The 22,831-nt window shown below is 65.4% G+C and carries 21 protein-coding genes; 11 read left to right on the top strand and 10 right to left on the bottom strand.

The genetic code is table 11. The features are described 5' to 3' along the window. Nucleotides 1–170: 170 nt before the first annotated feature. Entirely contained in the window at nt 171–1,058 is an 888-nt protein-coding gene (locus AC1Q6P_RS05010; protein ID WP_492663489.1) for a LysR family transcriptional regulator, read from the bottom strand. Between the two features lie 128 nt (nt 1,059–1,186). Between AC1Q6P_RS05010 and hppD the strand changes: the two genes are divergently transcribed. Together hppD and AC1Q6P_RS05000 are read left to right on the top strand one after the other, a co-directional pair. Beyond that, a complete protein-coding gene (gene hppD / locus AC1Q6P_RS05005; RefSeq protein ID WP_223696870.1) occupies nt 1,187–2,230 on the top strand; it encodes a 4-hydroxyphenylpyruvate dioxygenase in 1,044 nt (347 codons plus the stop codon). A gap of 29 nt (nt 2,231–2,259) precedes the next feature. Continuing rightward, nucleotides 2,260–2,799 (top strand): VOC family protein, encoded by a 540-nt coding sequence (locus AC1Q6P_RS05000; protein ID WP_171828578.1) that lies wholly within the window; start codon nt 2,260–2,262, stop codon nt 2,797–2,799. Nucleotides 2,800–2,814: 15 nt separating this feature from the next. Here AC1Q6P_RS05000 and AC1Q6P_RS04995 read toward each other — a convergent pair whose 3' ends face one another. Further along, nucleotides 2,815–4,017: an MFS transporter gene (locus AC1Q6P_RS04995; protein ID WP_492663488.1), complete on the bottom strand. Its 1,203-nt coding sequence runs from the start codon at nt 4,015–4,017 to the stop codon at nt 2,815–2,817. Nucleotides 4,018–4,201: 184 nt separating this feature from the next. On the opposite strand from AC1Q6P_RS04995, the gene AC1Q6P_RS04990 reads away from it, so the two are divergent. Then, on the top strand, nt 4,202–5,011 hold the full coding sequence (locus AC1Q6P_RS04990) for a helix-turn-helix domain-containing protein (RefSeq protein ID WP_492663487.1): 810 nt from the start codon (nt 4,202–4,204) through the stop codon (nt 5,009–5,011). Between the two features lie 218 nt (nt 5,012–5,229). Beyond that, on the top strand, nt 5,230–6,378 hold the full coding sequence (locus tag AC1Q6P_RS04985) for an ABC transporter substrate-binding protein (protein ID WP_492663486.1): 1,149 nt from the start codon (nt 5,230–5,232) through the stop codon (nt 6,376–6,378). A gap of 14 nt (nt 6,379–6,392) precedes the next feature. On the opposite strand, the gene AC1Q6P_RS04980 is transcribed toward AC1Q6P_RS04985, so the two are convergent. Continuing rightward, nucleotides 6,393–7,259, bottom strand: a complete 867-nt coding sequence (locus AC1Q6P_RS04980) for a S1/P1 nuclease (protein WP_492663485.1) — start codon at nt 7,257–7,259, stop codon at nt 6,393–6,395. 479 nt (nt 7,260–7,738) lie between these two features. Here AC1Q6P_RS04980 and AC1Q6P_RS04975 point away from each other — a divergent pair, with 479 nt between their 5' ends. Beyond that, nucleotides 7,739–8,215 (top strand): Lrp/AsnC family transcriptional regulator, encoded by a 477-nt coding sequence (locus tag AC1Q6P_RS04975; protein ID WP_492663484.1) that lies wholly within the window; start codon nt 7,739–7,741, stop codon nt 8,213–8,215. A gap of 273 nt (nt 8,216–8,488) precedes the next feature. Here AC1Q6P_RS04975 and AC1Q6P_RS04970 read toward each other — a convergent pair whose 3' ends face one another. From AC1Q6P_RS04970 to AC1Q6P_RS04960, 3 genes are all read right to left on the bottom strand, one after another. After that, nucleotides 8,489–8,746: a hypothetical protein gene (locus AC1Q6P_RS04970; RefSeq protein WP_492663483.1), complete on the bottom strand. Its 258-nt coding sequence runs from the start codon at nt 8,744–8,746 to the stop codon at nt 8,489–8,491. 77 nt (nt 8,747–8,823) lie between these two features. After that, nucleotides 8,824–9,186: a hypothetical protein gene (locus tag AC1Q6P_RS04965; RefSeq protein ID WP_492663482.1), complete on the bottom strand. Its 363-nt coding sequence runs from the start codon at nt 9,184–9,186 to the stop codon at nt 8,824–8,826. Nucleotides 9,187–9,619: 433 nt separating this feature from the next. Next, nucleotides 9,620–9,940 (bottom strand): hypothetical protein, encoded by a 321-nt coding sequence (locus tag AC1Q6P_RS04960; RefSeq protein ID WP_492703068.1) that lies wholly within the window; start codon nt 9,938–9,940, stop codon nt 9,620–9,622. 77 nt (nt 9,941–10,017) lie between these two features. Here AC1Q6P_RS04960 and AC1Q6P_RS04955 point away from each other — a divergent pair, with 77 nt between their 5' ends. Further along, complete coding sequence (locus tag AC1Q6P_RS04955; RefSeq protein ID WP_492663480.1) at nt 10,018–10,968, top strand: phosphorothioated DNA-binding restriction endonuclease; 951 nt, start codon at nt 10,018–10,020, stop codon at nt 10,966–10,968. A gap of 20 nt (nt 10,969–10,988) precedes the next feature. Here the strand turns inward: AC1Q6P_RS04955 and AC1Q6P_RS04950 are convergent, their stop codons facing one another. From AC1Q6P_RS04950 to dnaA, 4 genes are all read right to left on the bottom strand, one after another. After that, nucleotides 10,989–12,149, bottom strand: coding sequence for a protein NO VEIN domain-containing protein (locus AC1Q6P_RS04950; RefSeq protein ID WP_492663479.1), 1,161 nt, complete (start codon nt 12,147–12,149; stop codon nt 10,989–10,991). Nucleotides 12,150–12,169: 20 nt separating this feature from the next. Next, the gene (gene gyrB, locus AC1Q6P_RS04945; RefSeq protein WP_102768728.1) at nt 12,170–14,719 is read right to left on the bottom strand and encodes a DNA topoisomerase (ATP-hydrolyzing) subunit B; all 2,550 of its coding nucleotides are present in this window, start codon (nt 14,717–14,719) and stop codon (nt 12,170–12,172) included. A 108-nt stretch (nt 14,720–14,827) separates the two neighbouring features. Continuing rightward, entirely contained in the window at nt 14,828–15,964 is a 1,137-nt protein-coding gene (dnaN, locus tag AC1Q6P_RS04940; RefSeq protein ID WP_492663478.1) for a DNA polymerase III subunit beta, read from the bottom strand. Nucleotides 15,965–16,217: 253 nt separating this feature from the next. Continuing rightward, nucleotides 16,218–17,729: a chromosomal replication initiator protein DnaA gene (gene dnaA / locus AC1Q6P_RS04935; protein WP_102769684.1), complete on the bottom strand. Its 1,512-nt coding sequence runs from the start codon at nt 17,727–17,729 to the stop codon at nt 16,218–16,220. Nucleotides 17,730–18,376: 647 nt separating this feature from the next. Between dnaA and rpmH the strand changes: the two genes are divergently transcribed. The 5 genes from rpmH (at nt 18,377) to mnmE (ending at nt 22,830) form a co-directional block, all read left to right on the top strand. Then, nucleotides 18,377–18,511: a 50S ribosomal protein L34 gene (gene rpmH / locus AC1Q6P_RS04930; protein ID WP_054021782.1), complete on the top strand. Its 135-nt coding sequence runs from the start codon at nt 18,377–18,379 to the stop codon at nt 18,509–18,511. Nucleotides 18,512–18,534: 23 nt separating this feature from the next. Further along, the gene (locus AC1Q6P_RS04925; RefSeq protein ID WP_492663477.1) at nt 18,535–19,032 is read left to right on the top strand and encodes a ribonuclease P protein component; all 498 of its coding nucleotides are present in this window, start codon (nt 18,535–18,537) and stop codon (nt 19,030–19,032) included. A 71-nt stretch (nt 19,033–19,103) separates the two neighbouring features. Then, nucleotides 19,104–19,412, top strand: coding sequence for a membrane protein insertion efficiency factor YidD (gene yidD / locus AC1Q6P_RS04920; protein ID WP_492663495.1), 309 nt, complete (start codon nt 19,104–19,106; stop codon nt 19,410–19,412). Next, nucleotides 19,409–21,121 carry a membrane protein insertase YidC gene (gene yidC / locus AC1Q6P_RS04915; protein ID WP_171828565.1) on the top strand — a complete coding sequence of 571 codons (1,713 nt, stop codon included), beginning with the start codon at nt 19,409–19,411 and terminating at the stop codon, nt 21,119–21,121. Before yidD ends, yidC begins: the two co-directional genes overlap by 4 nt. Nucleotides 21,122–21,447: 326 nt before the next feature. Further along, nucleotides 21,448–22,830, top strand: a complete 1,383-nt coding sequence (gene mnmE / locus AC1Q6P_RS04910) for a tRNA uridine-5-carboxymethylaminomethyl(34) synthesis GTPase MnmE (RefSeq protein WP_492663476.1) — start codon at nt 21,448–21,450, stop codon at nt 22,828–22,830. Nucleotide 22,831 lies beyond the last annotated feature (1 nt).

The following is a 22,831-nucleotide window of genomic DNA, read 5'->3' as shown; positions in this document are numbered from 1 at the left end:
AGTTTGGCGCCGCTGAGCCGCGCAGTGAGCACCGAGGGCAGTCGGCTCGAAGAGCCGACCCGCGAACCATGAGCCCGTCGGCGGGCCGAGACACCGCAGCGAGAAAGATCAATCAAGACATCGGAAGTCCGCAATGTGCCACTTCCAGTCACCAGAGGCTAACTCGCCAATCAAGCAGCCCGACTGAGCAACTCGATCAAGCGCCGGCCGGCGCGGCCGGGTGGGCGGTCGAGGCGCTGGACCAGCCAGGGGGTGAAGCGGAAGCGGGAGCCGCCCTGGTAGGGCAGCTCGACGAGCTGGCCGGCAGCCAGCGCTTCATCGACGAGGTAGCGTGGCATCCATCCGAAGCCCATGCCCATCAGCAGGGCCTGGCGCTTAGCGACGAAACCGGAGAGATAGAAGACCCGCTCGCCACCGAACATCTGGCGGTCGCTGCCCTGGTCGCTGCTGTCCTGCACGCTGAGCTCGACATGGTCTTGCAGTTCATCCAAGTTCAGGGGACGCCCGGCCTCTGCGGCCAACCGGGCCAGCGCATGCTCGGGCGCCACACAGAGCACGCATTCCAGCTCGGCCTGCGCCTGGGCTTGCAGCAAAGCCGAGGGCTGGTACTCCTTGACCAGCATCAGATCGGCCTGCTCTTTCTCGAAACGGTGCTGCACGCCGCACAGGAACTCGATCTTCAGCTGCACACGCGTCGGCACGCCTTCGTCCGCCAGTTGCTTGAGCGCCCGCAAGGTGTCGGCCAGAGGCAGGATGCCGTCCACCACCACCAGCAGGCGCGCCTCCCAACCCGAGGCCAGCTGCTGGGCCAGGGCCTCAACCTGATAGGCCTGTCGCAACAGGCGCCGGCCTTCGGCCAGCACGGCCTCGCCCTCAGCGGTCAGGCGCACGCGGTAGGCGCTGCGGTCCACCAGGGTCAGGTTCAGCTGCTCTTCGAGCTTCTTGACCTGGTAGCTGACGGCCGAGGTGACCTTGTGCAGCGCCTCGGCGGCACGCGCAAAGCTGCCGTGGCGCACCACCGCGTCCAGCGCCGCCAGGGCTTCGAGATCCAGCTTCATGTTCGAAATTATTGATCAAGAGCTGCAAAGAAATTCGCTTTCTTCGAAAGAGCGCTGCGCGAAGAATGCGCTCCATCGCCACGAGGGGCGAAGCCACAAGCCAACACCAACACCCGGAGACCCGCGTCATGAGCATCATCAGCCCCAGCAACCCCGTCGGCCTGACCGGCATCGAGTTCACCGAGTTCTGCGGCCCGAGCCTGGAGTCGCTGGACGCGCTCTTCCTCTCGTTTGGCTTCTCCAAGCTGCGCCGCCACCCGAGCAAGGCCATCAGCTACTACCGCCAGAACGACATCCACTTCCTGCTCAACGGCGAACGCGAAGGCCACTCGGCCCAGTTCGCGCGCCGCCATGGCCCCTCGATCAGCGCCATGGGCTGGCGTGTCGAGAACGCAGCGGCTGCTTTGGCTGCCGCCGTGGCCCGCGGCGCTGTGGCTGTGCCCGAAGCGATGAAGGACCACCCCTATCCGGCGGTCTGGGGCATCGGCGAATCCCTCATCTATTTCATCGAGCCTAACCCGGCCGGTGTCAGCATCTACGAGCGCGATTTCGTGGCGCTCGATGCCCCGGTGATCCAGCCGGACAAGGGCTTCCTGACCGTGGACCACCTGACCAACAACGTGCCCCCGGGCGAGCAGGACAAATGGGCCGCCTTCTACAAAGGCATCTTCGGCTTCACGGAAGTGCGTTACTTCGACATCCAGGGCGCCAAGACTGGCCTGACCAGCTTCGCCCTGCGCTCGCCCGATGGAAGCTTCTGCATCCCCATCAACCAGCCCAAGGACGACAAGGACCAGATCGCCGAATACCTGCGCGAGTACAAAGGCCCGGGCGTCCAGCATCTGGCCTTCCTCACAAACGACATCCTCGGCTCGCTGGACCAGCTGCAAGGCAGTGGCATCGAGACCCTGGAGATCGACGAGGACTACTACGCCGAGGTCTTCGACCGCGTGCAAGGCGTGCGTGAAGACCATGCCCGCATCCAGCAGCACCAGGTGCTGGTCGACGGCGACGAGCAAGGCTATCTGCTGCAGATCTTCACCAAGAACATCATCGGCCCGATCTTCATCGAGATCATCCAGCGCAGCAACAACCTCGGTTTCGGCGAAGGCAACTTCGGTGCCCTCTTCCGGTCACTCGAAAAAGACCAGGAACGCCGCGGCGTCATCTAACTCACGATCCTGACGGAGCCACAACCATCATGTTGACCCAAGGCATTCACCACGTCGCCTACCGCTGCCGCGATGTGCAGGAAACCATCCGCTTCTACAAAGAGGCGCTGGACATGGACCTGCTGCTGGCCATCTCCGAGGACCGCGTGCCCTCGACCAAGGAGGCCAACCCCTATATGCACATCTTCCTCGACGCCGGGCGCGGCAATGTGCTGGCCTTTTTCGAGTTGCCCGAATCGCCGCCACAAGGCCGCGACGAGAACACCCCGGCCTGGGTGCAGCACCTGGCCTTCCAGGTCGAGGACGTGGCCACGCTGGAGCGCACCAAGACCAAGCTGCAGGCCCTGGGCATCGACGTGGTGGGCCCGACCAACCACGAGATCTTCCAGTCCATCTACCTGCATGACCCCAACGGCCACCGCATCGAACTGGCGGCCAACACGGTCAAGCCCGGCCAGCTGGAGCGCTTGCGCGAACTGGCGCCGGCCATGATCGAAGAGTGGAGCCGCACCCGCCGCACCGTCAAGCACGCGGCCTGGCTGCATGAGCAGGAGTTCGCCGCGCCGTAAACCCTTGCAGACCGCTCAGGTCCGGTCGGGCAGGGGTTTGGGCAGGGCCAACAAGGCCAAAAAGGCCAGCAGCCCCAGGCCGCAGGACAGCCACAGCGCCTGGGCGCCCCAGCGGTCCAGGCACAGGCCGAACCACCAGGGCGCCAGCGCCTGCGCCACACGCGCGGGCACCATCAGCCAGCCCTGTCGCTGACCATAGCCCTGCGGGCCGAACAAGACCAGGGGCAGAGTACCTTTGGCGATGGTGAGGATGCCGTTGCCTGCCCCGTGCAGCAGGGCAAAGGCCGAGGCCAGCGGCGCGCCCAACAGCGCCAGCAGGGCCGCGGCCACCGGATGCAAAAGTGTGGCCAGGCGCGCCGACAGCAGCGGGTGCACATGGCGCAGCACGCCAAACTCCAGCAGCCGGGCGGCCACCTGGGCCGGCCCGATCAGGGCGCCCACGGCCACCGCCGCCGCTAGGCTGACCCCACTGGCCATCAGCAAGCGGGGCAGGTGCGCGGCCATGGCGGTGCTGATAAACCAGGTCACCGCGAACACCCAGGACAAGATCAGCACCGAGCGCCAGGCGGGTGCGCCGGCCGGGACGTCCTCCACCAGCGGCGAATCCTGGGCGCCCGCCGGTTCGGGCGCAGCCGCCGCCAAGCCCTGAGCCCGGGGCACGCTGAAATTGAGCGGCAGGGCCAGCAGCAGATGCAGGCCGGCCCAGGCCAGGCAGGCGGCACGCCAGCCCCAGTGGGCCTCCAGCCAGCCGGTCAAGGGCCAGCCCACGGTGGAGGCGAATCCGGCAATCAAGGTGATGCCGGTGATGGAGTTGCGAGCCTCGCGCCCGTACAGGCGCACCAGGGTGGCAAACGCGGCTTCGTACAGCCCGCCGCCCATGGCCAGGCCGAGAATCAGCCAGGCCCCGAACAAGCTCCACAGCCCTTGCGCCTGGCTCAGGGCCAGCAAACCCAGGGCGAACACGCCATTGCTCAGCATCAGCACCGGCCGCCCGCCCCAGCGGTCGATGCAGCGCCCGGCATAGGGCCCAACCACGGCCGAGGCCAGCAGCGCTACGGAGAAGGCGGCGAACACCGTCGCCGGGGCCAAGCCCAGCTCCCGCGCCATGGCCTGGGCCAGCAGGGCCGGCAGGTAGTAGCTGGACGCCCAGGCCAGCGTTTGTGCCACACCCAGTGCGGCGACGGTGCGGTGGCGGGCGTCAAGAAGGGAAATCGGCATGGCGAGGTTCTACCACCCGCATGTTTCAAGCTCGCCCGCCGCGGCCGCTCGCCGCCGCCGAAGCCCACCCGGCCAGGCCTTGCCGACGCAGGGAAAGCGACATCGGGACTTGCCCTGCAAGGGCGGCGAGATTCGGATTTTTCAGCGACGATGCGGCCATCGAAAGAATTCGAGGCGTGATTCCATGCCACCCCTTCCTCGCAGCGCGGCGGCACCGGCCGTCGCAGCGCCCTCCGCGGCCGAACAAGCCTTGCTGTTTGGTGCGGCCCAGACCGCCCTGCTGTTTGACGGCGTGCCGGGCTACCTCTTTGTGGTCAAGGACCGCGCCGGGCGCTATGTGTCCTTCAATCAATCGCTGCAGCAGCGTCTGGGCCTGAGTTGCGACGAGCAACTGCACGGGCGGCCTGCGGCCGAGATCTGGCCGGCCGATCTGGCTGCGCGTTACCGCGAGCAGGATGAGTGGGTGCTGGCGCGCCAGCAGCCGCTGCTCTACCAGCTCGACCCCATCCTGCTGCCCGACCGACAGCCCGGCTGGTGCGTCACCCACAAGTACCCGCTGTGCAGCCGCGAAGGCGAGCTGGCCGGCCTGCTCTGCCTGTCGCGCGATGTGCCTGGCGTGCCGCGCGGCGCGGCCGAAGCCGGGCTGGTGCAGGCCGTGGACCGCATGACCAAGCACAGCGAGCGGCGCGTGCTGCTGTCCGAGTTGGCCGAGGAAGCCGGCCTCAGCCCGGAGCGCCTGTCGGCCCTGGTCAAGCGCATCTACGGACTCAGCCCCATGGCCTTCATCCTGCGCAGCCGCGTGCGCGCCGCCTGTGCCTTGCTGCGCGGAACGCAAGAACCCCTGCTCGAGGTGGCGCTGGCCTGCGGCTTCTACGACCAGGCGCAGTTCAGCCGCCAGTTCAAGTCCATCGTCGGCATGGCGCCATCCAGCTACCGCCAGCAAGCGGCGCACACCCCGGGCGGCGCCTGGGTCTGGGAACCACCCGGCCTCTGAGAGCCGATGGCCGAGGGCCGAGAGCTGTGCGCCCCGGGCCGCTGCCACTGCGGCACCCACCGGAGCGCGAAAGCTTGCACACCCGCGGGCCGGTCCGCCAGGGACAAGCCCCAGGCCAGCGCGTAGACTGAGCTGTGTCGCCGCCTCACTGTCCCGCACACCTGCCCGCCCACGGCTCGCCCCCCTTTGGCTTGCACGCCCTCCACCGCTCACGCCTGATGCCAACCCGCCTGACCTCGCTCTCCTCCCCTGACACCACCCGGCGTCGCTGGTTTGCCGATATGGCAGCACTGTCGGCCGCGGTAGTCACGGGCCCGCTGCGGGCGGCCACGGTGGGCGACATCCATCTCGGCGCCTCGGCGGCGCTCAGTGGCCCGGCCGCCAGCCTGGGGCGGCGCTTCCACGCCGGCGCGCAGGCCGCGTTCACCCACATCAACCATCTGGGCGGCATTCACGGTGCCAGCGTCGTGCTCCATGTGCGCGACGATGCCTACGAGCCCGAGCGCGCCGAAGCCAACACCCGCATGCTGCTGGACGACCCGCGCGTGCTGGCCCTGTTCGGCTATGTCGGCACGCCCACCACCATGGCGGTGCTGCCGCTGGTGAAACGCGCAGCCATCCCCTTTGTCGGCGCCTACACCGGAGCCAGCTTTCTGCGCGAGCCGCAGCAAACCCAGGTGTTCAACATCCGCGCCGGCTACAACGAAGAAGGCCTGGCCCTGGCGCGCGCCATGAAGGACGACGGCGTCAAGACCGTGGACCTGCTCTACCAGGCCGATCTGTTCGGCCGCGCCGGCCTGGAATCCATGCGCGAGGCGGCAGCGCGTTTGGGCCTGAGCCTGGGCGTGGCAGCTCCGCACAAGCGCAACAGCGAAGACATGGACGAAGCGATCGGCCGCCTGCTGGCCCATGGCCACGGCGAGGCCATCTTCATGATCAGCACCTACGGCAGCTGCGCCGCGGCGATCAAGCTGGCGCGCCGCAGAGGCTATCGCGGCCGCTTCTACGCCCTGTCATTCACCGGTCTGGAGCCCTTGCGCCAAGCCCTGGGCCCGGCCATGAAGGGCGTGACCCTGGCCCAGGTGGTGCCCGACGCCGAAAACCGCCACCTGCCCGTGGTGGCCGACTACCAGCAGGCCATGCGCAGCCATGGCGACCGGCAGTTCGACGCCATCAGCCTGGAAGGCTATATCGCCGCCCGCGTGATGGCCGAAGGCCTGCGCCGCGCCCACCTGCCGCTGTCGCGCGAAAGCGTGGGCCAAGGCCTGGATGCCATCGGCAGCCTCGACCTCGGCGGCTTCCGCCTGCAACTGGGGCCGCAGCAGCGCCGCGGCTCCGATTTTGTGGAGCTGCGGGTCGGCAAGTAAGCAAGCGGTCTCGCTTATTGCAGGCTGCTGTTCAAGACCCCGGCCAGGCGGCGGGCCGCCTCGGCCAGCCGTTGACGCAGCGCCGGGTCGTGGGCATCGGCATAGCTCTGGTCGACCTTGTGGCCATCGGGGTAGAAGCCCGGGGCCGACACCAGACGGCAGGACTCCACCGCCCACTGGGCCGCAGCCCGGCTGTCGGTGGCGGGCACACGCTGGCTGCCCGAGCCGGCCTTGAGCATCAAATCCTGCATCAAGCCCTCGGCGCCGCCGGCGCGGTTGCGCATCAGACCCGAATCCCACAGCGAATGCAGATTGGAGCCGCGGCCGAAGCCCTGCACCTGGTAGCTGTTGCCGCCGCGATCGTCGGCAAAGCCGGCGTGCAGGGGCTGGTGCACATCGGCCACCAGATGCACCACGTACTTGAGCGCCTTCAAGCGCGCTTCGTCCGAGGCCTTGTCGTTCTTGAGCACCTCGACCTGGCGCTCGATGGCGCTCACCACGCAGGCACCGTCCTCGCAGTCGCGCGCAGGCTCGTAGTTGCAGCCGCCGTCGCGCGGGAAGTTCACGTAGTGCCAGGGCCCGGTCTGCGGCGAGCGGTGCTCATCGGCCCAGGTGGAGATGGAGGCCAGGGTGCTGCCGGGCTCCAGCGCCAGCAGGCGCTGCACCTCGGCGCGAGCGGCGGGGCTCAGGCCCTGCTCGGCCACGCTGGCCACTAGGCGGTGGCCCTCGGCGCCCCAGGCCTGGGCCGGCGCGCTGCTCAGCAGCAGCGGTGCGGCCAAGGCCAGGCCGGCCAGCAGCGCCAGCGGGCGAAAGCGCGAGAGGGAGAAGGCGAAGGGAGCTGAAGAAGCGGGGGAGGCGTGGGGGCGGAAAGCGATCTGCAAGAGGAATCCAGCTCAAAGAAACGAAGAGAAGCGGAGAAAAACGGAGGGCCGGGATGCACGGCCCGAAGCGGCTCGCCATCCGCGCGCAAACGGTTGCGCTCTCGCCATTGTGCCCAGCTTCGGTGCCGGCCCGGGCGCGGCAGGGCTGGGCTTCTGCGCAAAGCGCACGCCCTGGCCGAATGGCCAGTGAATGAAAGCGCCAGCCACAAAGAAAAAACCCCAAGCGCTTGTGGTGCTCGGGGTTCTCGGGGCTGCAGGGGCTGAAGTTGCGGCGCTCTTGGCGCCGGCCCTGCGCCGCACGGGGGTGCCGCGGGGCTGCATGTCCGCCGGGCCGGGGTCCGGCTCGGCGGTGGTGTTTTGCGATCTCTCGCAGTGATTTCAGTGTAGGCCGCGGGCTCGGGCAGAAAATTGCGAAGATGGCAGACTTCGGTCTTTGTTTGGCAGAAAATTGCTCAAATCTAAAATTCAAAGGCATCACCATGGATTTGGACCGCATTGACCGCCAGATTCTCGATGTGCTGCAGGAAGACGGCCGCATCGCCAACCAGGACCTGGCCGACCGGGTGGGCCTCTCGCCCTCGCCCTGCCTGCGCCGGGTGCGGGCGCTGGAAGAGAGCGGCCTGATCACCGGCTACCGCGCCCTGCTGGACGCAAAAAAACTGGGCCTGTCGCTGATGGCCCTGGTGCACATCTCCATGGACCAGCACACACCCGAGCGCTTTGCCAATTTCGAGGCCTCGGTGCGGGTGCTGCCCGAGGTGCTGGAATGCCTGCTCATCACTGGCCAGGCGGCCGACTACCAGCTCAAGATCATCGTCCGCGATATGGACCATTTCCAAAGCCTGCTGCTGGGCAAGCTGACCCGCATCCAGGGCGTCACCGGCGTGCACTCCAGCTTTGTGCTGCAGCAGGTGATTGCGCGCACCAGCGTGCCGGTCACCAGCTCCGCGCCCTAACTGCCGGGGCTGCACCAAGACCTGGGCAACGCCAGGGCGGCGACACAAGCGGTCAAGGCCGACGGCAACGGCAGTCCAGTGCAGAGCCAGACCGCCGCCCCAAGGCGATCGCGCTGGGGCGAGCACTCGGTTCGCATGTCCAGCGCTGCACCGCTCAGCGGACCCTCTCCTTCGCGCAGGGCGATCTGCGCAGGCAGGCGCCGCGCAGTCGCTCAGACCGATCCGGGGCGCGATGAATCATCGGGGACGAGGCGGGGGGGGGAGCCACACCCACTAGCCCGCCCGCGCGGCATCCAGCCAGGCGCGGATGCGCGCCACGGTCGCCTCCACCGGCGCCTCGCGCGACACCTCCAGCCCCAGCGCCCGCGCGATCTGGTTCACCTTGCCCGGGTAGAGCGGAATGCCGCCGGCATCGATGGCCGCGATCAGGGCGCGCGCCTGCGCCAGCTCGTCCAGCGGCCCGGCCGACGCGGGCGCTGGGGATCGGGCGCGCAGGGAGAGCAGGCGGCGCAGGGGGGAGGGTTTGTTCATCGATGCGGTACGGGAAGCAGACCAGCGAGCAAACGTGCCAGAGTGCCAGATTGCAAAAGGGCGCCAGCGCCAGTCCGTCAGCCCTGGGCCGAGAGTTTGTCCGCAAACGGCGCGCCCTGAACCGCCGCGCTGATGGCGCCGCAGTCGGCGTCTTCATCCTCGTGGATCACCACAAACCAGAACACCTGCTCGGGCGCACCGAACACCGGGCTCAAGGCCGAGGCCGACCGCGCCAGCTTCAGTTTCACCTCCAGCGACAGCTCCTCCGCCTCGGCCAGCGCCTGCCGCGGCAGCGCCTCCAGCTCCGGCGTCTCGGCGCGGAAATCCAGCAGCACCACCAAGTCATTGGTCTTGAAGTGCCGCTGCGCCGCCTGCGCAAAGTTGAACACGCGCTCGTCGATCAGGGCTTGCAGGCGATCGGGGAGGGGGGAGGAGGTCATGGGGGCTGGGTGCGGCTGGGCCGGGTGGGTGGGATGCGGGATGGCCTGATTATCCCGGCATGCCTCTGGGGACGTCCGCTGGGGCGCCCCTCGCGGGCCTCATCTGGGCCCGCCTTCGCCCGGCTCCTCCGAGTCACCTGGCTCCACCGGCATCGCCCATTCCCAGTTGCAAGCGAGGCAACGGAAATGCGGGTTCCCCCAAGGAATGATGCAGCCCCCCCAGGGCAATCTCGCCGCGTGCCGCTGCCTCCATGGCCTCAGGGGTGGGCATGCCATACATGGGTCTGACGCCCGCACGCTCGCCGCAGTCCGGGCAGCGCTGTTTTTCAGTGGAGCTTGTTGTTTCCATAAGTCCTCCCGAACTCATTCAGTAATTCATTCACCCATCCATTCAGCGCAGCAGTCACGCTGCTGGCTCGTCGCGGAAGTGGGCTCAATGCGCGGCCACATCGCCCGCCTCCCGCCGCGCCCAATCCGCCAAGAAGTCAAACATCTTGGCCACACGCCGCATCTTCTCGGGCTTGTCCGCGTCGGCGTAGCTGTGCTGCACGCTCATGCCGTTGCCCTGCTTGCCACCCAACACGACCAGCAGGCTGAATTCAGCCTCCAGGCGCTCAGCTAGCTCTGTGGCGAGGGGGTCGTACTTGCCTTGCATGGCAATGCTTGCGTGCTTGTTGTTGTCGCTCATCTTGATTTCCCTGTTTCTTGCACCGAAGTTCGATGCGAGGGAGATCGTAGTCAGAATGTAGCTCACCAGATGAGCTAGCAAGGCACTACAGGGGAACCCAGGCAGAATGCCGCGCAAGTGAAACGTCATTCCGTGTCCGCGACATGACCAGCAAGCAAGACATCTTGAGCCTCTTTGAAAAGGTCCGCCGCGCGCAACGCCAAGGGCAATATGCACCTCACAAGCCTTTGCTGCTTCTGCTTGCACTTGCTCGACTGCAGCGTGGCGAACCCAGGCTGGTGCTGTATCGAGACATTGACCTACAGCTCAAGGAGTTGCTGCGCAGCTTCGGCCCCAGCAGTGCACCGAGTTCAAGGCACTATCCCTTCTGGCATTTGCGTACCGATGCCGATGGCAGTTTGTGGGATCTGCAGGCGGATGCGGGCCTGCTCGAACGTCCTCCTGCCGCAACGCCCAATCTCGGTGAGTTGAGAGACAAGCAGGTTCAGGGTGGGTTCTCGGCCAAAGTGGACACAGCATTGCGGCAGACACCGGGCTTGATTCAAACGGTAGTGCGAAGTGTCCTGGCCAGCGCCTTTCCTGAGACCCTTCACGAAGACATCATCGCCAGCGTGGGACTGGATCTGAGCCAGAGCCTGTACTCAAAAGAAGGGCCAGCCATCTACGATCTTGCTGTTCGTCGGCGGAGAAACCCGGCATTTCGAGAGCGTGTGTTGCTAGCGTATGAGTACCGTTGCTGCGTTTGCGGTTTCGACCTGAAGGTCTGCCATCTCCCGGCAGGGTTAGAAGCCGCGCACATCCACTGGCATACGAATGGCGGTCCTGACGTCGAAACGAACGGTCTCGCGCTCTGCGCTTTGCATCACAAACTCTTTGACCTGGGTGCGTTCACCATCGAACCAACTGAATTGCGGGTGATCTACAGCCAGCATGCCATCGCGTCACGACAGCAAGATCAGCAAACCCCTGACAGCGAATTGCGCCACCATGGCGTGCCACTGAAAAGTCCCCAGGCGATTCATCAACGGCCAGCACCTGAACACCTGAGCTGGAACTTGAGAAACGTCTTCAAGGGACCCGCTCGCCCGTTCTAAACACACACTGTCACGAGACGCTACAAGAACTGCGCTTTGTACGTACAGGGATCCAGCAAGCAGTGGTTCTCAATGGCACCAGGAAGTTCGAACAGGCTTGGGGCTTTGCGAAAGTCATAGAGCCGATAGAGCCTGAACTGCTCTCCCTTCTCTCGAGCAAAAGCCGCTTCATTTGAAGAAACGAAGAACGGGGTTGTCTGGCCAAATGAGGTTGTCTTGACTTCAACAAAACGCTCTTTTCCGTCTGGCTCAAAGGACAAGATATCGAACCCCAGCCCATCGCCCTGAGTTGAAGAAACATGCTCGACCTTCTCGGACAAGCTCTTCAACCCCAAGCTCAGCAGACGCCACTTTTCAAACTTCAGCGCGAACAACTCACCGGCGCTGCCGAGTGAGCGATTCATGGTTTCGCGCTCCAGATAGTCTCGCCTGGTCGCTCGCCGGTGATAGCTTGGAGCAGGCTCTCGAACCTGATTGATGTTCCTCTTCTGTGGGGGCTGCTTCAGCACGCCTTCGAAGTCAATTTCAATCGTGTCGTTTGGCAGCACGGGACGCTGCACAGCAGCAATCGCAGCTTCATCCAAAGCTGAGAACCGATGCAACTGGCGTTCAACGGCTTCGTACAACGCCCCCTGAACATTGCTCCTGGGCTGATACCCTGTGACGTAGGGGTATCCCAGCTCAATCATCACCGCACTGATATTGCAGTGCTTGAACTCGATAGAGGCCTCGGAACGGTCATCTAGTTGTGACTTCAGTCGTCGGCGCCGTTCTGCCTTGGTGTAGGTTTGACCGTTTAACTCGAGCGTTAGCATCGAGAGATAGTCTGCAACGATCACAGCCAGCTCATGCGGCGACCATGGCTGCACATTCGATCCGGGCCGATCGCTACCTGAATGGACATGAAAGCCCAAACCTCTCAAGCGTTCAGCAACGGTAGCGTCTCCGCCTGAGAAGTCGGCATTTTCGAGAGGTATGCCAGCGGAACTGAGAAACCCAAACGCGGCTCCGACAATGGCCTTTGAATCGCACAAAGTTCCAGTTTTCGGGTTCTCGACAAAGTAGGTTCGAGCTTTACCGAATCCATACTTCGCCAAGAAAGCATCTCGCCCAAGGCGATCGAACTCGTCCAACGCCGCTTGCACGGCGCCTCGATCATTCAGCCTTGCGAGATCCGCCATTACTCAAGAGTTCAAGGAACTCAAACGTCGATATTCCCCGCCCTCAACGCATTCGTCTCAATGAAGTCGCGGCGCGGTTCCACCTCGTCGCCCATCAGCATGGTGAACACGCGGTCGGCTTCGATGGCGTCGTCGATCTGCACGCGCAGCAGGCGGCGGACGTTGGGGTCCATCGTCGTTTCCCAGAGCTGCTCGGGGTTCATTTCGCCCAGGCCTTTGTAGCGCTGACGGCCGACGGAGTTCTCGGCTTGCTGCATCAGCCAGGCCATGGCGGCGCGGAAGTCGCTGACCTTGCTTTCCTTGGCTTTCTCGCCCTCGCCCTTGCGCACGGTGGCGCCTTCGGTCAGCAGGTCCTTGAAGGAGGCGCCGGCGGCGCTGAGCACTTCGTAATCGGCGCTGTGGCAGAAGTCGGCGTTGATGACGCTGGAGCGGGTGTTGCCGTGCTGCTTGCGGCTGATGCGCAGCAGGTATTTGTCGCTGCGCTCGTCGTACTCGCTGGACACCTCGGCCTGGTGCAGCGCGCCTTGCATGGCGGCGGCGGCGGCTTCGGCGGCGTCTTTGCTGTCGAGGTTGATGGCCAGGCCGCCGGAGAGCACGCGCAGGGCTTCAAAGTCCATCCAGTTGGACAGGCGGGTGATCACGCTTTCGGCCGCCACGTAGCGGCGGGCCAAGGTTTCGAGCGCGTCGCCGCTGAGCACGTTGTCGCCCACACCGGTGTGGAGGTAGGCGTCTTGCATGGCGATCTTGAGCAGGAAGCCGTCGAGCTCGTGGCCGTCTTTCAGGTACTGCTCGTGCTTGCCGACCTTGACCTTGTAGAGCGGCGGCTGGGCGATGTAGATGTGGCCGCGCTCGACCAGCTCGGGCATCTGGCGGTAGAAGAAGGTCAGCAGCAGGGTGCGGATGTGGGCGCCGTCGACGTCCGCGTCGGTCATGATGATGATGCGGTGGTAGCGGAGCTTGTCGGGGTTGAAGTCGTCGCTGCCGGCGCCGCGGCCGATGCCGGTGCCCAGGGCGGTGATCAGCGTCAGGATTTCGTTACTGGTGAGCAGCTTTTCATAACGTGCTTTCTCGACGTTCAGGATCTTGCCGCGCAGCGGCAGGATGGCCTGGAACTTGCGATCGCGCCCTTGCTTGGCGGAGCCACCGGCGGAGTCACCCTCCACGATGTAGATCTCGCACAGGGCGGGGTCTTTTTCCTGGCAGTCGGCCAGCTTGCCGGGCAGGCCCAGGCCGTCGAGCACGCCCTTGCGGCGGGTCATTTCGCGGGCCTTGCGGGCGGCTTCGCGGGCGCGGGCGGCGTCGAGGATCTTGCCGCAGATCATCTTGGCGTCGATGGGGTTCTCGAGCAGGAAGTCGGTCAGCAGGCGGCCGACGATGTCTTCCACCGGGGCGCGCACTTCGCTGGAGACCAGCTTGTCCTTGGTCTGCGAGCTGAACTTGGGCTCGGGCACTTTGACGGAGACCACGCAGGCCAGGCCTTCGCGCATGTCGTCGCCGGCCACTTCGACCTTGGCTTTCTTGGCCAGGTCGTTGTCGGCGATGTACTTGTTCAGCACGCGGGTCATGGCGGCGCGCAGGCCGGTCAGGTGGGTGCCGCCGTCGCGTTGCGGGATGTTGTTGGTGAAGCAGAGCACGTTTTCGTTGTAGCTCTCGTTCCACTGCATGGAGACTTCGACGCCGACGTTGGTGCCTTGCTCGCTGATCTTGTCGCCCTGGGCGTGGAAGATGGTCGGGTGCAGGGTGTTCTTGCCCTTGTTGATGAACTCAACGAAGCCCTTCACGCCGCCCGCGTAGGCGAAGTTGTCTTCCTTGTTGTTGCGCTCATCGACCAGACGGATCTTCACGCCGTTGTTCAGGAAGCTCAGCTCGCGCAGGCGCTTGGCCAAGATTTCGTAGTGGAAATCGACGTTGGTGAAGATCTCGTCGTCGGGCAGGAAGTGCACCTCGGTGCCGCGCTTGTCGGTGTCGCCAACGATCTTCATCGGGCTGACTTCAAAACCGTCGCGCATCTCGAGCAGGCGGTCTTGCGGCACGCCCTTCTTGAACTCGACCTGGTGGATCTTGCCTTCGCGGCGCACGGTCAGGCGCAGGTGCTTGGACAGCGCGTTCACGCAGCTCACGCCCACGCCGTGCAGGCCGCCCGAGACCTTGTAGCTGTTCTGGTTGAACTTGCCGCCGGCGTGCAGCTCGGTCAGTGCAATTTCGGCGGCACTGCGCTTGGGCTCGTGCTTGTCGTCCATCTTCACATCGGTGGGGATGCCCCGGCCGTTGTCGCTGACGCTGATGGAGTTGTCGGTGTGGATGGTGACGACGATGTCGTCGCAATGGCCGGCCAGGGATTCGTCGATGGAGTTGTCCACCACTTCGAAAACCAGGTGGTGCAGGCCGGTGCCGTCCGAGGTGTCGCCGATGTACATGCCGGGGCGCTTGCGCACGGCTTCCAGGCCTTCGAGGATCTGGATGGAATCGGCGCCGTAAACCGCGCCCGCCGTCACGTCCGCATCGGCGGCGGCCTGCTGCTTGTCGGTCAGACCGTCGGGATTCATCTCGTTGTTCGGCACATCACTCATCGGGGACTCTCTCTCTCACTCACGGGGCCAAAATTTCCGCCCCTTAAAAGCACTGAAGCGGGCTGGGCTTTCAAAGCCCACGCCCGCTGTTTAATTTCTCGCTGTGGCCTAGATCCGCATCGGCATCACGACGTACTTGAAGCCGCTTTGCTCGGGGATGGTGATCAGGGCGCTGGCGGAGCTGTCGTTCAGATCGATGCTGACCATGTCCTGGCTCATGTTCTGCAGCGCGTCCATCAGGTAGGTCACGTTGAAGCCGGTTTCGATCAGGTCGCCGCCGTAGTCGATTTCGATTTCTTCCTTGGCTTCCTCTTGCTCGGCGTTGCTGGAGGCGATGCTCAGCAGGCCCGGCTCGAAGGACAGGCGCACGGCCTTGAACTTCTCGCTGGTCAGGATGGCGGCACGCTGCAGGCTGGACAGCAGCTGCACCCGGCCCAGGGTGACGTTGAACTTGTGGTTCTTGGGGATGACGCGGTTGTAGTCAGGGAACTTGCCCTCGACCAGCTTGGTCACAAACTCCATGCCCGAGAAGCTGAACTTGGCCTGGTTGCCGGCGAAGCGCATCTCGATCGGGGCTTCTTCGCTGTCGCCACTCTTGTCGGCCTTGGCGCCGTCTTTCAGCAAGCGCATCAGCTCGAGCACGGTCTTGCGCGGCAGGATGACTTCCTGCTTGGGGATTTCGGTTTCCAGCTCGGCCTGGGCCAGGGCGAGGCGGTGGCCGTCGGTGGCGACCAGGGTCAGGCTCTTGCTTTCGGCCACGAACAGGATGCCGTTCAGGTAGTAGCGGATGTCGTGCACCGCCATGGCGAAGTGCACCTGGTTGATCAGGTGCTTGAGCGTCTTCTGCGGCACGGCAAAGGCGGGGCCGAAATCGGCGGCTTCTTGCACCAGGGGGAAGTCATCCGAGGGCAGGGTCTGCAGGGTGAAGCGGCTCTTGCCGCCTTGCAGAGTCAGCTTGGAGCCATTGGCCGTCAGCGAGACGGTCTGGTCCGCGGGCATGGAGCGCAGGATGTCGATCAGCTTGCGGGCACCGACGGTGGTGCTGAAGTCGCCGGCATCGCCGCCGAGTTCGGCCGAGGTGCGGACCTGGATTTCCAGGTCGGAGGTGGTCAGCTCCAGCTGGCCGCCGGTCTTGCGGATCAGCACATTGGCGAGGATGGGCAGGGTGTGGCGCCGCTCCACAATGCCGGCGACCGCCTGCAGGGCGCTCAGCACCTTGTCCTGGGTGGCTTTCAACACAATCATGTCAACCTCGCTCTGTCGCTTGTTTGCTTGTCAGTCTGTCTGTTCGTCGTTACGGCGTTTCCGGGCCAAGAGCTCTGAACGGGCTCAGGCGGCGCGATGGGCTCCATCCTTCACCAGTCAGTCGCGCGCGCGGAAACACCTCGCATTTTGACCCAGGATTGGGGTCTTTCCCGGGGGTGGGAACCCTGTCTTTGCACAGTGGGGGCGCCGGGAGGGGTTGAGGCCCGAAGCGCGGGCCGCTCCCGGCGGTTTTTCAACCCTTCAGGGTCTGCTCGAGCACGTGGAGCTGCTGGTTCAGCTCGGTATTCTTCTGGCGCTCGCCACCGATCTTGCGCACGGCGTGCAGCACGGTGGTGTGGTCGCGGCCGCCGAAGAGCTCGCCGATCTCGGGCAGGCTCTTCTGCGTCAGCTCCTTGGCCAGGTACATGGCGATCTGGCGCGGCCGGGCAATGCTGGCCGGGCGCTTCTTGCTGTACATGTCGGCGATCTTGATCTTGTAAAAATCGGCCACCGTCTTCTGGATGTTCTCGACCGAGATCTGGCGGTTCTGGATCGAGAGCAGGTCTTTCAGCGCCTCGCGCGCCAGCTGGATGTTGATTTCCTTGTGGCTGAAGCGGCTGTAGGCCAGCACCTTGCGCAGGGCGCCTTCCAGCTCGCGCACATTGGCGCGCACGTTCTTGGCGATGAAGAAGGCCACGTCCTCGGGCATGGGCGTTTGTTCGGCCTCGGCCTTCTTGATCAAGATGGCGACGCGCATTTCCAGCTCGGGCGGCTCGATGGCCACCGTCAGGCCGGCGTCGAAACGGCTGGTCAGGCGCTCATCGATGTCGGCCAGGCCCTTGGGGTAGGTGTCGCTGGTCATGATGATGTGGGCGCGCTTGGCCAGCAGGGCTTCGAAGGCGTTGAAGAACTCCTCCTGCGTGCGTTCCTTGCCGGCGAAGAACTGCACATCGTCGATCAGCAGCAGGTCGAGCGAGTGGTACTTGGCCTTGAGCTCGTCAAAGGTCTTGCGCTGGTAATTCTTCACCACGTCGGAGATGAACTGCTCGGCGTGCAGGTAGAGCACGCGCGCATCGGGCTTGTCCTTGAGCAGGGCGTTGCCCACGGCGTGGATCAAATGGGTCTTGCCCAGGCCGACACCGCCGTAGATGAACAGCGGGTTGTACATCTGGCCCGGGGCGCCAGCCACATGCAGGGCGGCGGTGCGTGCCATCTGGTTGGCGCGGCCGGGCACGAGGTTGTCAAAGGTCAGCGCGCTGTTGATGCGGTGGCGGCTGGCGCTCGGCGGCAGGTTGGCAGCGGCGGAAGGCGCCTGCTGCGGCGCGGCCGCAAGCGGCTGGCCGGCCACCACGGGGCCCGCAGCCGGCGCGGCGGGGGAGGCAGAAGGGTGGCTGACCGGGCGCAGGCCGTTGTGCAGCACCTGGCCCACGGTGATGGGCTGGCTGGACGGCGAGCTCACCGCGGCCGAGCGGCTCATCGGTGCCAGCGGCTCACGCGCGGCCAGGGCCAGCTCCAGGCGGGCGGGCTTGCCAGCGAGTTCGCTGAGGATGGATTCGATGCGGCCGGCGTACTGGTTGCGGATCCAGTCCAGCTTGAAGCGGTTGGGCACCCGCAGGGACACGACCAGGCCCTCGGCACCCGCGCCATCGGCCACCACGGCGGGCGGCAAGGGGCGGATCCAGGTGTTGAATTGTTGCTCGGGCAACTCGGCGGCCAACCTCTCGCAACCGCGCTGCCACAGGTCGAAACCCGGGTCTTGCTGCATCGGTTGCGGGCTCAGGCCATCTGCCCCAAACATGTCTGCGCTCATTGTGGAAAACTTGTTCTTGAGCGGCCGGATTGTACGGGTTCGGGGCCGCAAATTTAGAGGTTATCCACAGATTTTTCGGCGCGGTCAATCCCCGGCAAACCCGGCTGGCAAATCCCCGGGCATTGACCGAAGGGGCATTCTTTGGTGTAATCGCGGGTTTTCCGGACGCTGCGGACCTTGGGTCGGGTGTTTGGTGCCAACTCTCGGGCGCAGCACGCTGCCCCGGTGGGCTCAAGCCCAGAGCCGGCGCCAGGCAATCATCCTCGTGACCAGGCTGGCTTTGGCTGACTTTGGCTTGGGCCGAACTTGGCGATCGTCGCAGCATCAAACCCCAGGCGGGGCCGCCGACTTGTTCACAGGTCAGCGACTGGCTCAGGGTTTGTTGTTGCAAACGCATGAGCGGCGCCCCGGCGCGGCACACATCAGTGGCTGTTGGTGAAAGAGCTGTAAACCGCCGGGCGATCCGCCCCGCAGAGCACCAGCCCCCGATCCAGCCGACGCTTGAGGTGCAATCCGCAACTCGTTTTGCACCCGGCGATTGATCGCCAACCACAGCTAAAGCGTCATCCGACGTCCTTAGACCTTCTCAAGAGGCCTCCATCATGAAACGTACTTACCAAGCATCCAAGACCCGTCGCGCCCGCACCCATGGCTTCCTGGTCCGCATGAAGACCCGCGGTGGCCGTGCCGTCATCGCTGCGCGCCGCGCCAAGGGCCGCAAGCGTCTGGCTGTCTAATTCAGGTTCTTTCTTCCTGAATCATGATCGGCCGCATCGTGCGATCGGCCGACTTTGAACGCGTGCTGGGTCGCCCCAGCCGCGTGCGCAGCCCCCACTTCGCCGTGCACCATCTGTCGGCCTCGCCGAGCCTGCCTGCCAAGGTCTTATCCACCGACGCAGCCAAGTTATCAACAGGCGATGCACAAGAAGCCCACAGCCCTGTGGATGAAGCACGGCCGGACGGCCAGTGGCTGGGGGTCATCGTGCCCAAGCGCCACGCCCGCCGCTCCGTGACGCGCTCCCTGCTGAAGCGCCAGATTCGCGCCGCCTTTGCCGACCAGCCGCAGTTGCCGCCCGGTCTGTGGGTGGTGCGTTTGCGCACGCCTTTCGATCGCAAGCTGTTCCCCAGCGCTGCCTCTGATGCGCTGCGCGCTGCTGCGCGCGCCGAACTGAGCCAGCTGGTGGGTCGGCTGCTGCCCAGAACCACGCCGACGCCGCCCGCGGCCAGCGCAGCGGCGCCTGCTGCGGCCCAGCCCTGAAGCGCTTCGCCTTCCACCCGGTCTGCCTTGCCACTCCACCCGCCATGGCCCACGACCCCACCGCTCCCTCGATCGCCCAGCGCGCCTTGGTCGGATTGGTGCGTGGCTATCGCCTGCTGCTGAGCCCCTGGCTGGGCAGCGCCTGCCGTTTCGAGCCGACCTGTTCGGCCTACTCGATCGAAGCCTTGCAGCGCCACGGCGCCGCGGCCGGCAGCTATCTCACCGTGCACCGTCTGTTGCGCTGCCACCCCTTTTGCGCCGGTGGCCATGACGCTGTGCCTGACAATCCGCCTGCGCTGTTCAGCCGACTCGGGCTGTGCGCGCCGAATTCGCCTTCCCCTTCCCCCCGCAATTCCACCCAATCAGAAGCCTCCTCATGACTGATATTCGCCGCACCGTCCTGTGGGTGGTGTTCACCATGTCTCTCGTCCTGCTCTGGGACGGTTGGCAAAAGCACAACGGACACCCGTCGATGTTCAGCCCGCCGGCTGCCAAGCCTGTGGCGGCCGCCGGGTCGGCCGCGCAAGCGGGCGTGCCAGCCGCCGCCGGCCAGGCCGCGGGTGCCACGGCCGTGCCGGGTGCGCCGCTCGCCGCCAAGAGCGAGAAGCTGACCATCACCACCGATGTGCTGACCGTCACCCTGGACACCCAGGGCGGTGATGTCACCCGCGTCGAGCTGCCCAAGTACCTGCACTCGCCCGAACCGGGCCTGTTCGACCCGCTGCTGCAAGCCGTGGGCCTGAAGGACAAGCCCAAGGTGGAGCCCACGCCCATCGTGCTGCTGGATGCTGCTTCGCAAAGCTACAAGGCCCAGACCGGCCTGGTGGGCACGCGCGGAGAGCAGCTGCCCACGCACAACACGCTGATGACGGTGACCACGCCCGAGCGCAAGCTGGCCGACGGCGCCAACGAGCTGCTGGTGCGCCTGGAATCGGCCGAAGTCGGCGGTGTGACCTATGTGAAGACCTACAGCTTCAAGCGCGGCGACTATGTCATCGGCGTCAAGCACGAGGTCATCAACAAGGGCGCGGCCGCACTGACCCCGCAGGTCTATGTGCAGCTGGTGCGCGACGGCGTGGCCGGCCCTGGCGGCACGGCCTTCACCGGCACCTTCACCGGCCCGGCCATCTACACCGACAAGAACAAGTTCCAAAAGTTCGAGTTCAGCGACCTGGCCAAGGGCAAGGCCGAGCACGAGAAGACCGCCAATGACGGTTGGGTGGCCATGGTGCAGCATTACTTCGCCAGCGCCTGGCTGCACAACGATGCCGCACCGCGCGAGTTCTTCGTCAACAAGCTCAAGGGCGCCGTGCCCGAGCAGTTCGCCGTCGGCATGGTCTTCACCCTGCCCCAGCTGGCTCCGGGCGCCACCGCCACCAAGCTGGACCAACTCTTCGTCGGCCCGCAGGAAGAAAACAAGCTCGCCGCTCTGGCCCCGGGCCTGGAGCTGGTGAAGGACTACGGCATCTTCGCCATCCTGGCCAAGCCGCTGTTCTGGCTGCTGGAGAAGCTGCACTCCATCCTGGGCAACTGGGGCTGGGCCATCATCGCCCTGGTCGTGCTGCTGAAGATCGCCTTCTACTGGCTGAACGCCAGCGCCTACAAGAGCATGGCGAAGATGAAGGCCGTCGGCCCCAAGATTCAGGAAATGCGTGAGCGCCTGAAGGACAAGCCGCAGCAGATGCAGCAGGAGATGATGAAGATCTACCGCGAGGAGAAGGTCAACCCCATCGGTGGTTGCCTGCCCATCTTCTTGCAGATGCCTTTCTTCATGGGCCTGTACTGGGTGCTGCTGTCCACCGTGGAAATGCGTGGCGCGCCCTGGCTGGGCTGGATCACCGACCTCTCGGTCAAGGACCCCTACTTCATCCTGCCTCTGCTGATGACGGCCTCCAGCCTGTTCCAGGTCTGGCTGAACCCGACCCCGCCGGACCCGATGCAGGCCAAGATGATGTGGATCATGCCGCTGGCCTTCAGCTTCATGTTCTTCATCTTCCCCTCGGGCCTGGTGCTGTACTGGCTGGTGAACAACATCCTGTCGATCGCCCAGCAGTGGTACATCAACAAGAAACTGGGCGTGCAGAACTAGAGCTGCCCCCGCCTTTCGCAAGTGCCCGGCACTTGCAATAGTTCACGAAGCCCCCAGTTACCCCGTAACTGAGGGCTTTTTTCTTGGGCGAAACAAGCCTTCAATCGAGTCATGCGGGGCAGAGTGCTTCATCGCCACACCGGTCGGTGAACCCAGGCCCGAGATCCAGCCTCACGCGAGCGCTGGAACCCGGCCTCCCCCGCGCCATATCTTGGGCCCAGCGCGCCGCGCCGTCGCGGCGCAAGCCGCCAGGCCCCGAGCCGGCGCTGATCTGCCGTTCAGCGCCGGCATTTTTTTGCCCGCTGCGGCAGCCCGATAATTCCGCCATGCTGTCTCGCCACCACGACCCCATCGCCGCCATTGCCACCGCACCGGGTCGAGGCGCCGTCGGCATTGTCCGGGTGTCCTCTCCGCAAGACCTGACCCCCTTGGTGGCCGCCGTCTGCGGCAAGGCCCTGAAGGCGCGCGAGGCGACGTATCTGCCGTTTCGCGACGCGGCCGGCGCGGCCATCGATCAGGGCCTGGCCCTGCTGTTTCCGGCGCCGCATTCCTACACCGGCGAGCATGTGCTGGAGCTGCAGGCCCACGGCGGCCCGGTGGTGCTGCAGCTCTTGCTGGCGCGCTGCCTGGAAGCGGGGCGCGAGCAGGGCCTGGCCCTGCGCCTGGCCGAGCCGGGTGAGTTCACCCAGCGCGCCTTTCTCAACGGCAAGCTGGATCTGGCCCAGGCCGAGGCCGTCAGCGACCTGATCGACGCCAGCACCGAGGCCGCGGCCCGCAGCGCCAGCCGGGCCCTGGGCGGCGCGCTCTCGGGCGAGGTGGGCGAGCTGCGCGACGCGCTGATCAAGCTGCGCATGCTGGTCGAGGCGACCCTGGACTTCCCCGAGGAAGAGATCGATTTCCTGCAGCAGGCCGATGCACTCGGCCGCCTGATCCGCCTGCAGCAGCGCCTGGACGCCGTGCTGGACCGCACCCGCCAAGGCGCCCTGCTGCGCGAGGGCATCAAGGTGGTGCTGGCGGGCCAGCCCAATGTGGGCAAGAGCTCGCTGCTGAACGCCCTGGCCGGCGCCGAGCTGGCCATCGTCACGCCCATCCCGGGCACCACGCGCGACAAGGTCAGCCAGACCATACAGATCGAAGGCGTGCCCCTGCACATCAGCGACACGGCCGGCCTGCGCGACACCGAGGACGAGGTCGAACGCATCGGCGTGGCGCGCAGCTGGGAGGCGATTGCCGATGCCGATGTGATCCTCTTCCTGCACGACCTGACCCGTGTTGGCCAGGCCGACTACGAGGCTGAAGACCGTTTGATTTCGGCCCGACTGGATAACGTGTCATCCGAGCGCATCCTGCAAGTGTTCAACAAGAGCGATGCGCAGAATGCCGCGCCGGTGCCCGAGGGCGCGTTGAGCCTGTCCGCCAAGTCCGGCGCCGGCCTGCAGGCCCTGCGCCAGCGCCTGCTGCAGCAAGTGGGCTGGCAAGCCACGCCCGAAGGCCTCTACATCGCCCGCGAGCGCCATGTGCAGGCCCTGCGCCGCACCCGCGAACACCTGGACATGGCCCAGGCCGTGGCCCACCAGCAGCCGCCGGCACTGGACCTGCTGGCCGAAGAACTTCGCCTGGCCCACGATGCGCTGGGCGAGATCACCGGGGCCTTCTCGGCCGACGACTTGCTGGGAGAAATCTTCAGCAAGTTTTGTATTGGCAAGTGAG

The organism is Roseateles sp. GW835-FHT13E02, assembly GCF_058794035.1.
This window is presented reverse-complemented; position numbering and strand designations above follow the sequence as displayed.

Excerpts from the sequence above, each read along its gene's own strand:
- rpmH (WP_054021782.1), top strand. The coding sequence starts at position 18,377 with ATGAAACGTACTTACCAAGCATCCAAGACCCGTCGCGCCCGCACCCAT.
- AC1Q6P_RS04985 (WP_492663486.1), top strand. The coding sequence starts at position 5,230 with ATGCCAACCCGCCTGACCTCGCTCTCCTCCCCTGACACCACCCGGCGT.
- AC1Q6P_RS04925 (WP_492663477.1), top strand. The coding sequence starts at position 18,535 with ATGATCGGCCGCATCGTGCGATCGGCCGACTTTGAACGCGTGCTGGGT.
- AC1Q6P_RS04965 (WP_492663482.1), bottom strand. The coding sequence starts at position 9,186 with ATGACCTCCTCCCCCCTCCCCGATCGCCTGCAAGCCCTGATCGACGAG.
- dnaN (WP_492663478.1), bottom strand. The coding sequence starts at position 15,964 with ATGATTGTGTTGAAAGCCACCCAGGACAAGGTGCTGAGCGCCCTGCAG.
- AC1Q6P_RS04950 (WP_492663479.1), bottom strand. The coding sequence starts at position 12,149 with ATGGCGGATCTCGCAAGGCTGAATGATCGAGGCGCCGTGCAAGCGGCG.
- mnmE (WP_492663476.1), top strand. The coding sequence starts at position 21,448 with ATGCTGTCTCGCCACCACGACCCCATCGCCGCCATTGCCACCGCACCG.
- AC1Q6P_RS05010 (WP_492663489.1), bottom strand. The coding sequence starts at position 1,058 with ATGAAGCTGGATCTCGAAGCCCTGGCGGCGCTGGACGCGGTGGTGCGC.
- hppD (WP_223696870.1), top strand. The coding sequence starts at position 1,187 with ATGAGCATCATCAGCCCCAGCAACCCCGTCGGCCTGACCGGCATCGAG.
- AC1Q6P_RS04975 (WP_492663484.1), top strand. The coding sequence starts at position 7,739 with ATGGATTTGGACCGCATTGACCGCCAGATTCTCGATGTGCTGCAGGAA.
- AC1Q6P_RS04970 (WP_492663483.1), bottom strand. The coding sequence starts at position 8,746 with ATGAACAAACCCTCCCCCCTGCGCCGCCTGCTCTCCCTGCGCGCCCGA.
- dnaA (WP_102769684.1), bottom strand. The coding sequence starts at position 17,729 with ATGCAGCAAGACCCGGGTTTCGACCTGTGGCAGCGCGGTTGCGAGAGG.
- yidC (WP_171828565.1), top strand. The coding sequence starts at position 19,409 with ATGACTGATATTCGCCGCACCGTCCTGTGGGTGGTGTTCACCATGTCT.
- AC1Q6P_RS04955 (WP_492663480.1), top strand. The coding sequence starts at position 10,018 with ATGACCAGCAAGCAAGACATCTTGAGCCTCTTTGAAAAGGTCCGCCGC.
- AC1Q6P_RS04995 (WP_492663488.1), bottom strand. The coding sequence starts at position 4,017 with ATGCCGATTTCCCTTCTTGACGCCCGCCACCGCACCGTCGCCGCACTG.
- gyrB (WP_102768728.1), bottom strand. The coding sequence starts at position 14,719 with ATGAGTGATGTGCCGAACAACGAGATGAATCCCGACGGTCTGACCGAC.
- AC1Q6P_RS04990 (WP_492663487.1), top strand. The coding sequence starts at position 4,202 with ATGCCACCCCTTCCTCGCAGCGCGGCGGCACCGGCCGTCGCAGCGCCC.
- AC1Q6P_RS05000 (WP_171828578.1), top strand. The coding sequence starts at position 2,260 with ATGTTGACCCAAGGCATTCACCACGTCGCCTACCGCTGCCGCGATGTG.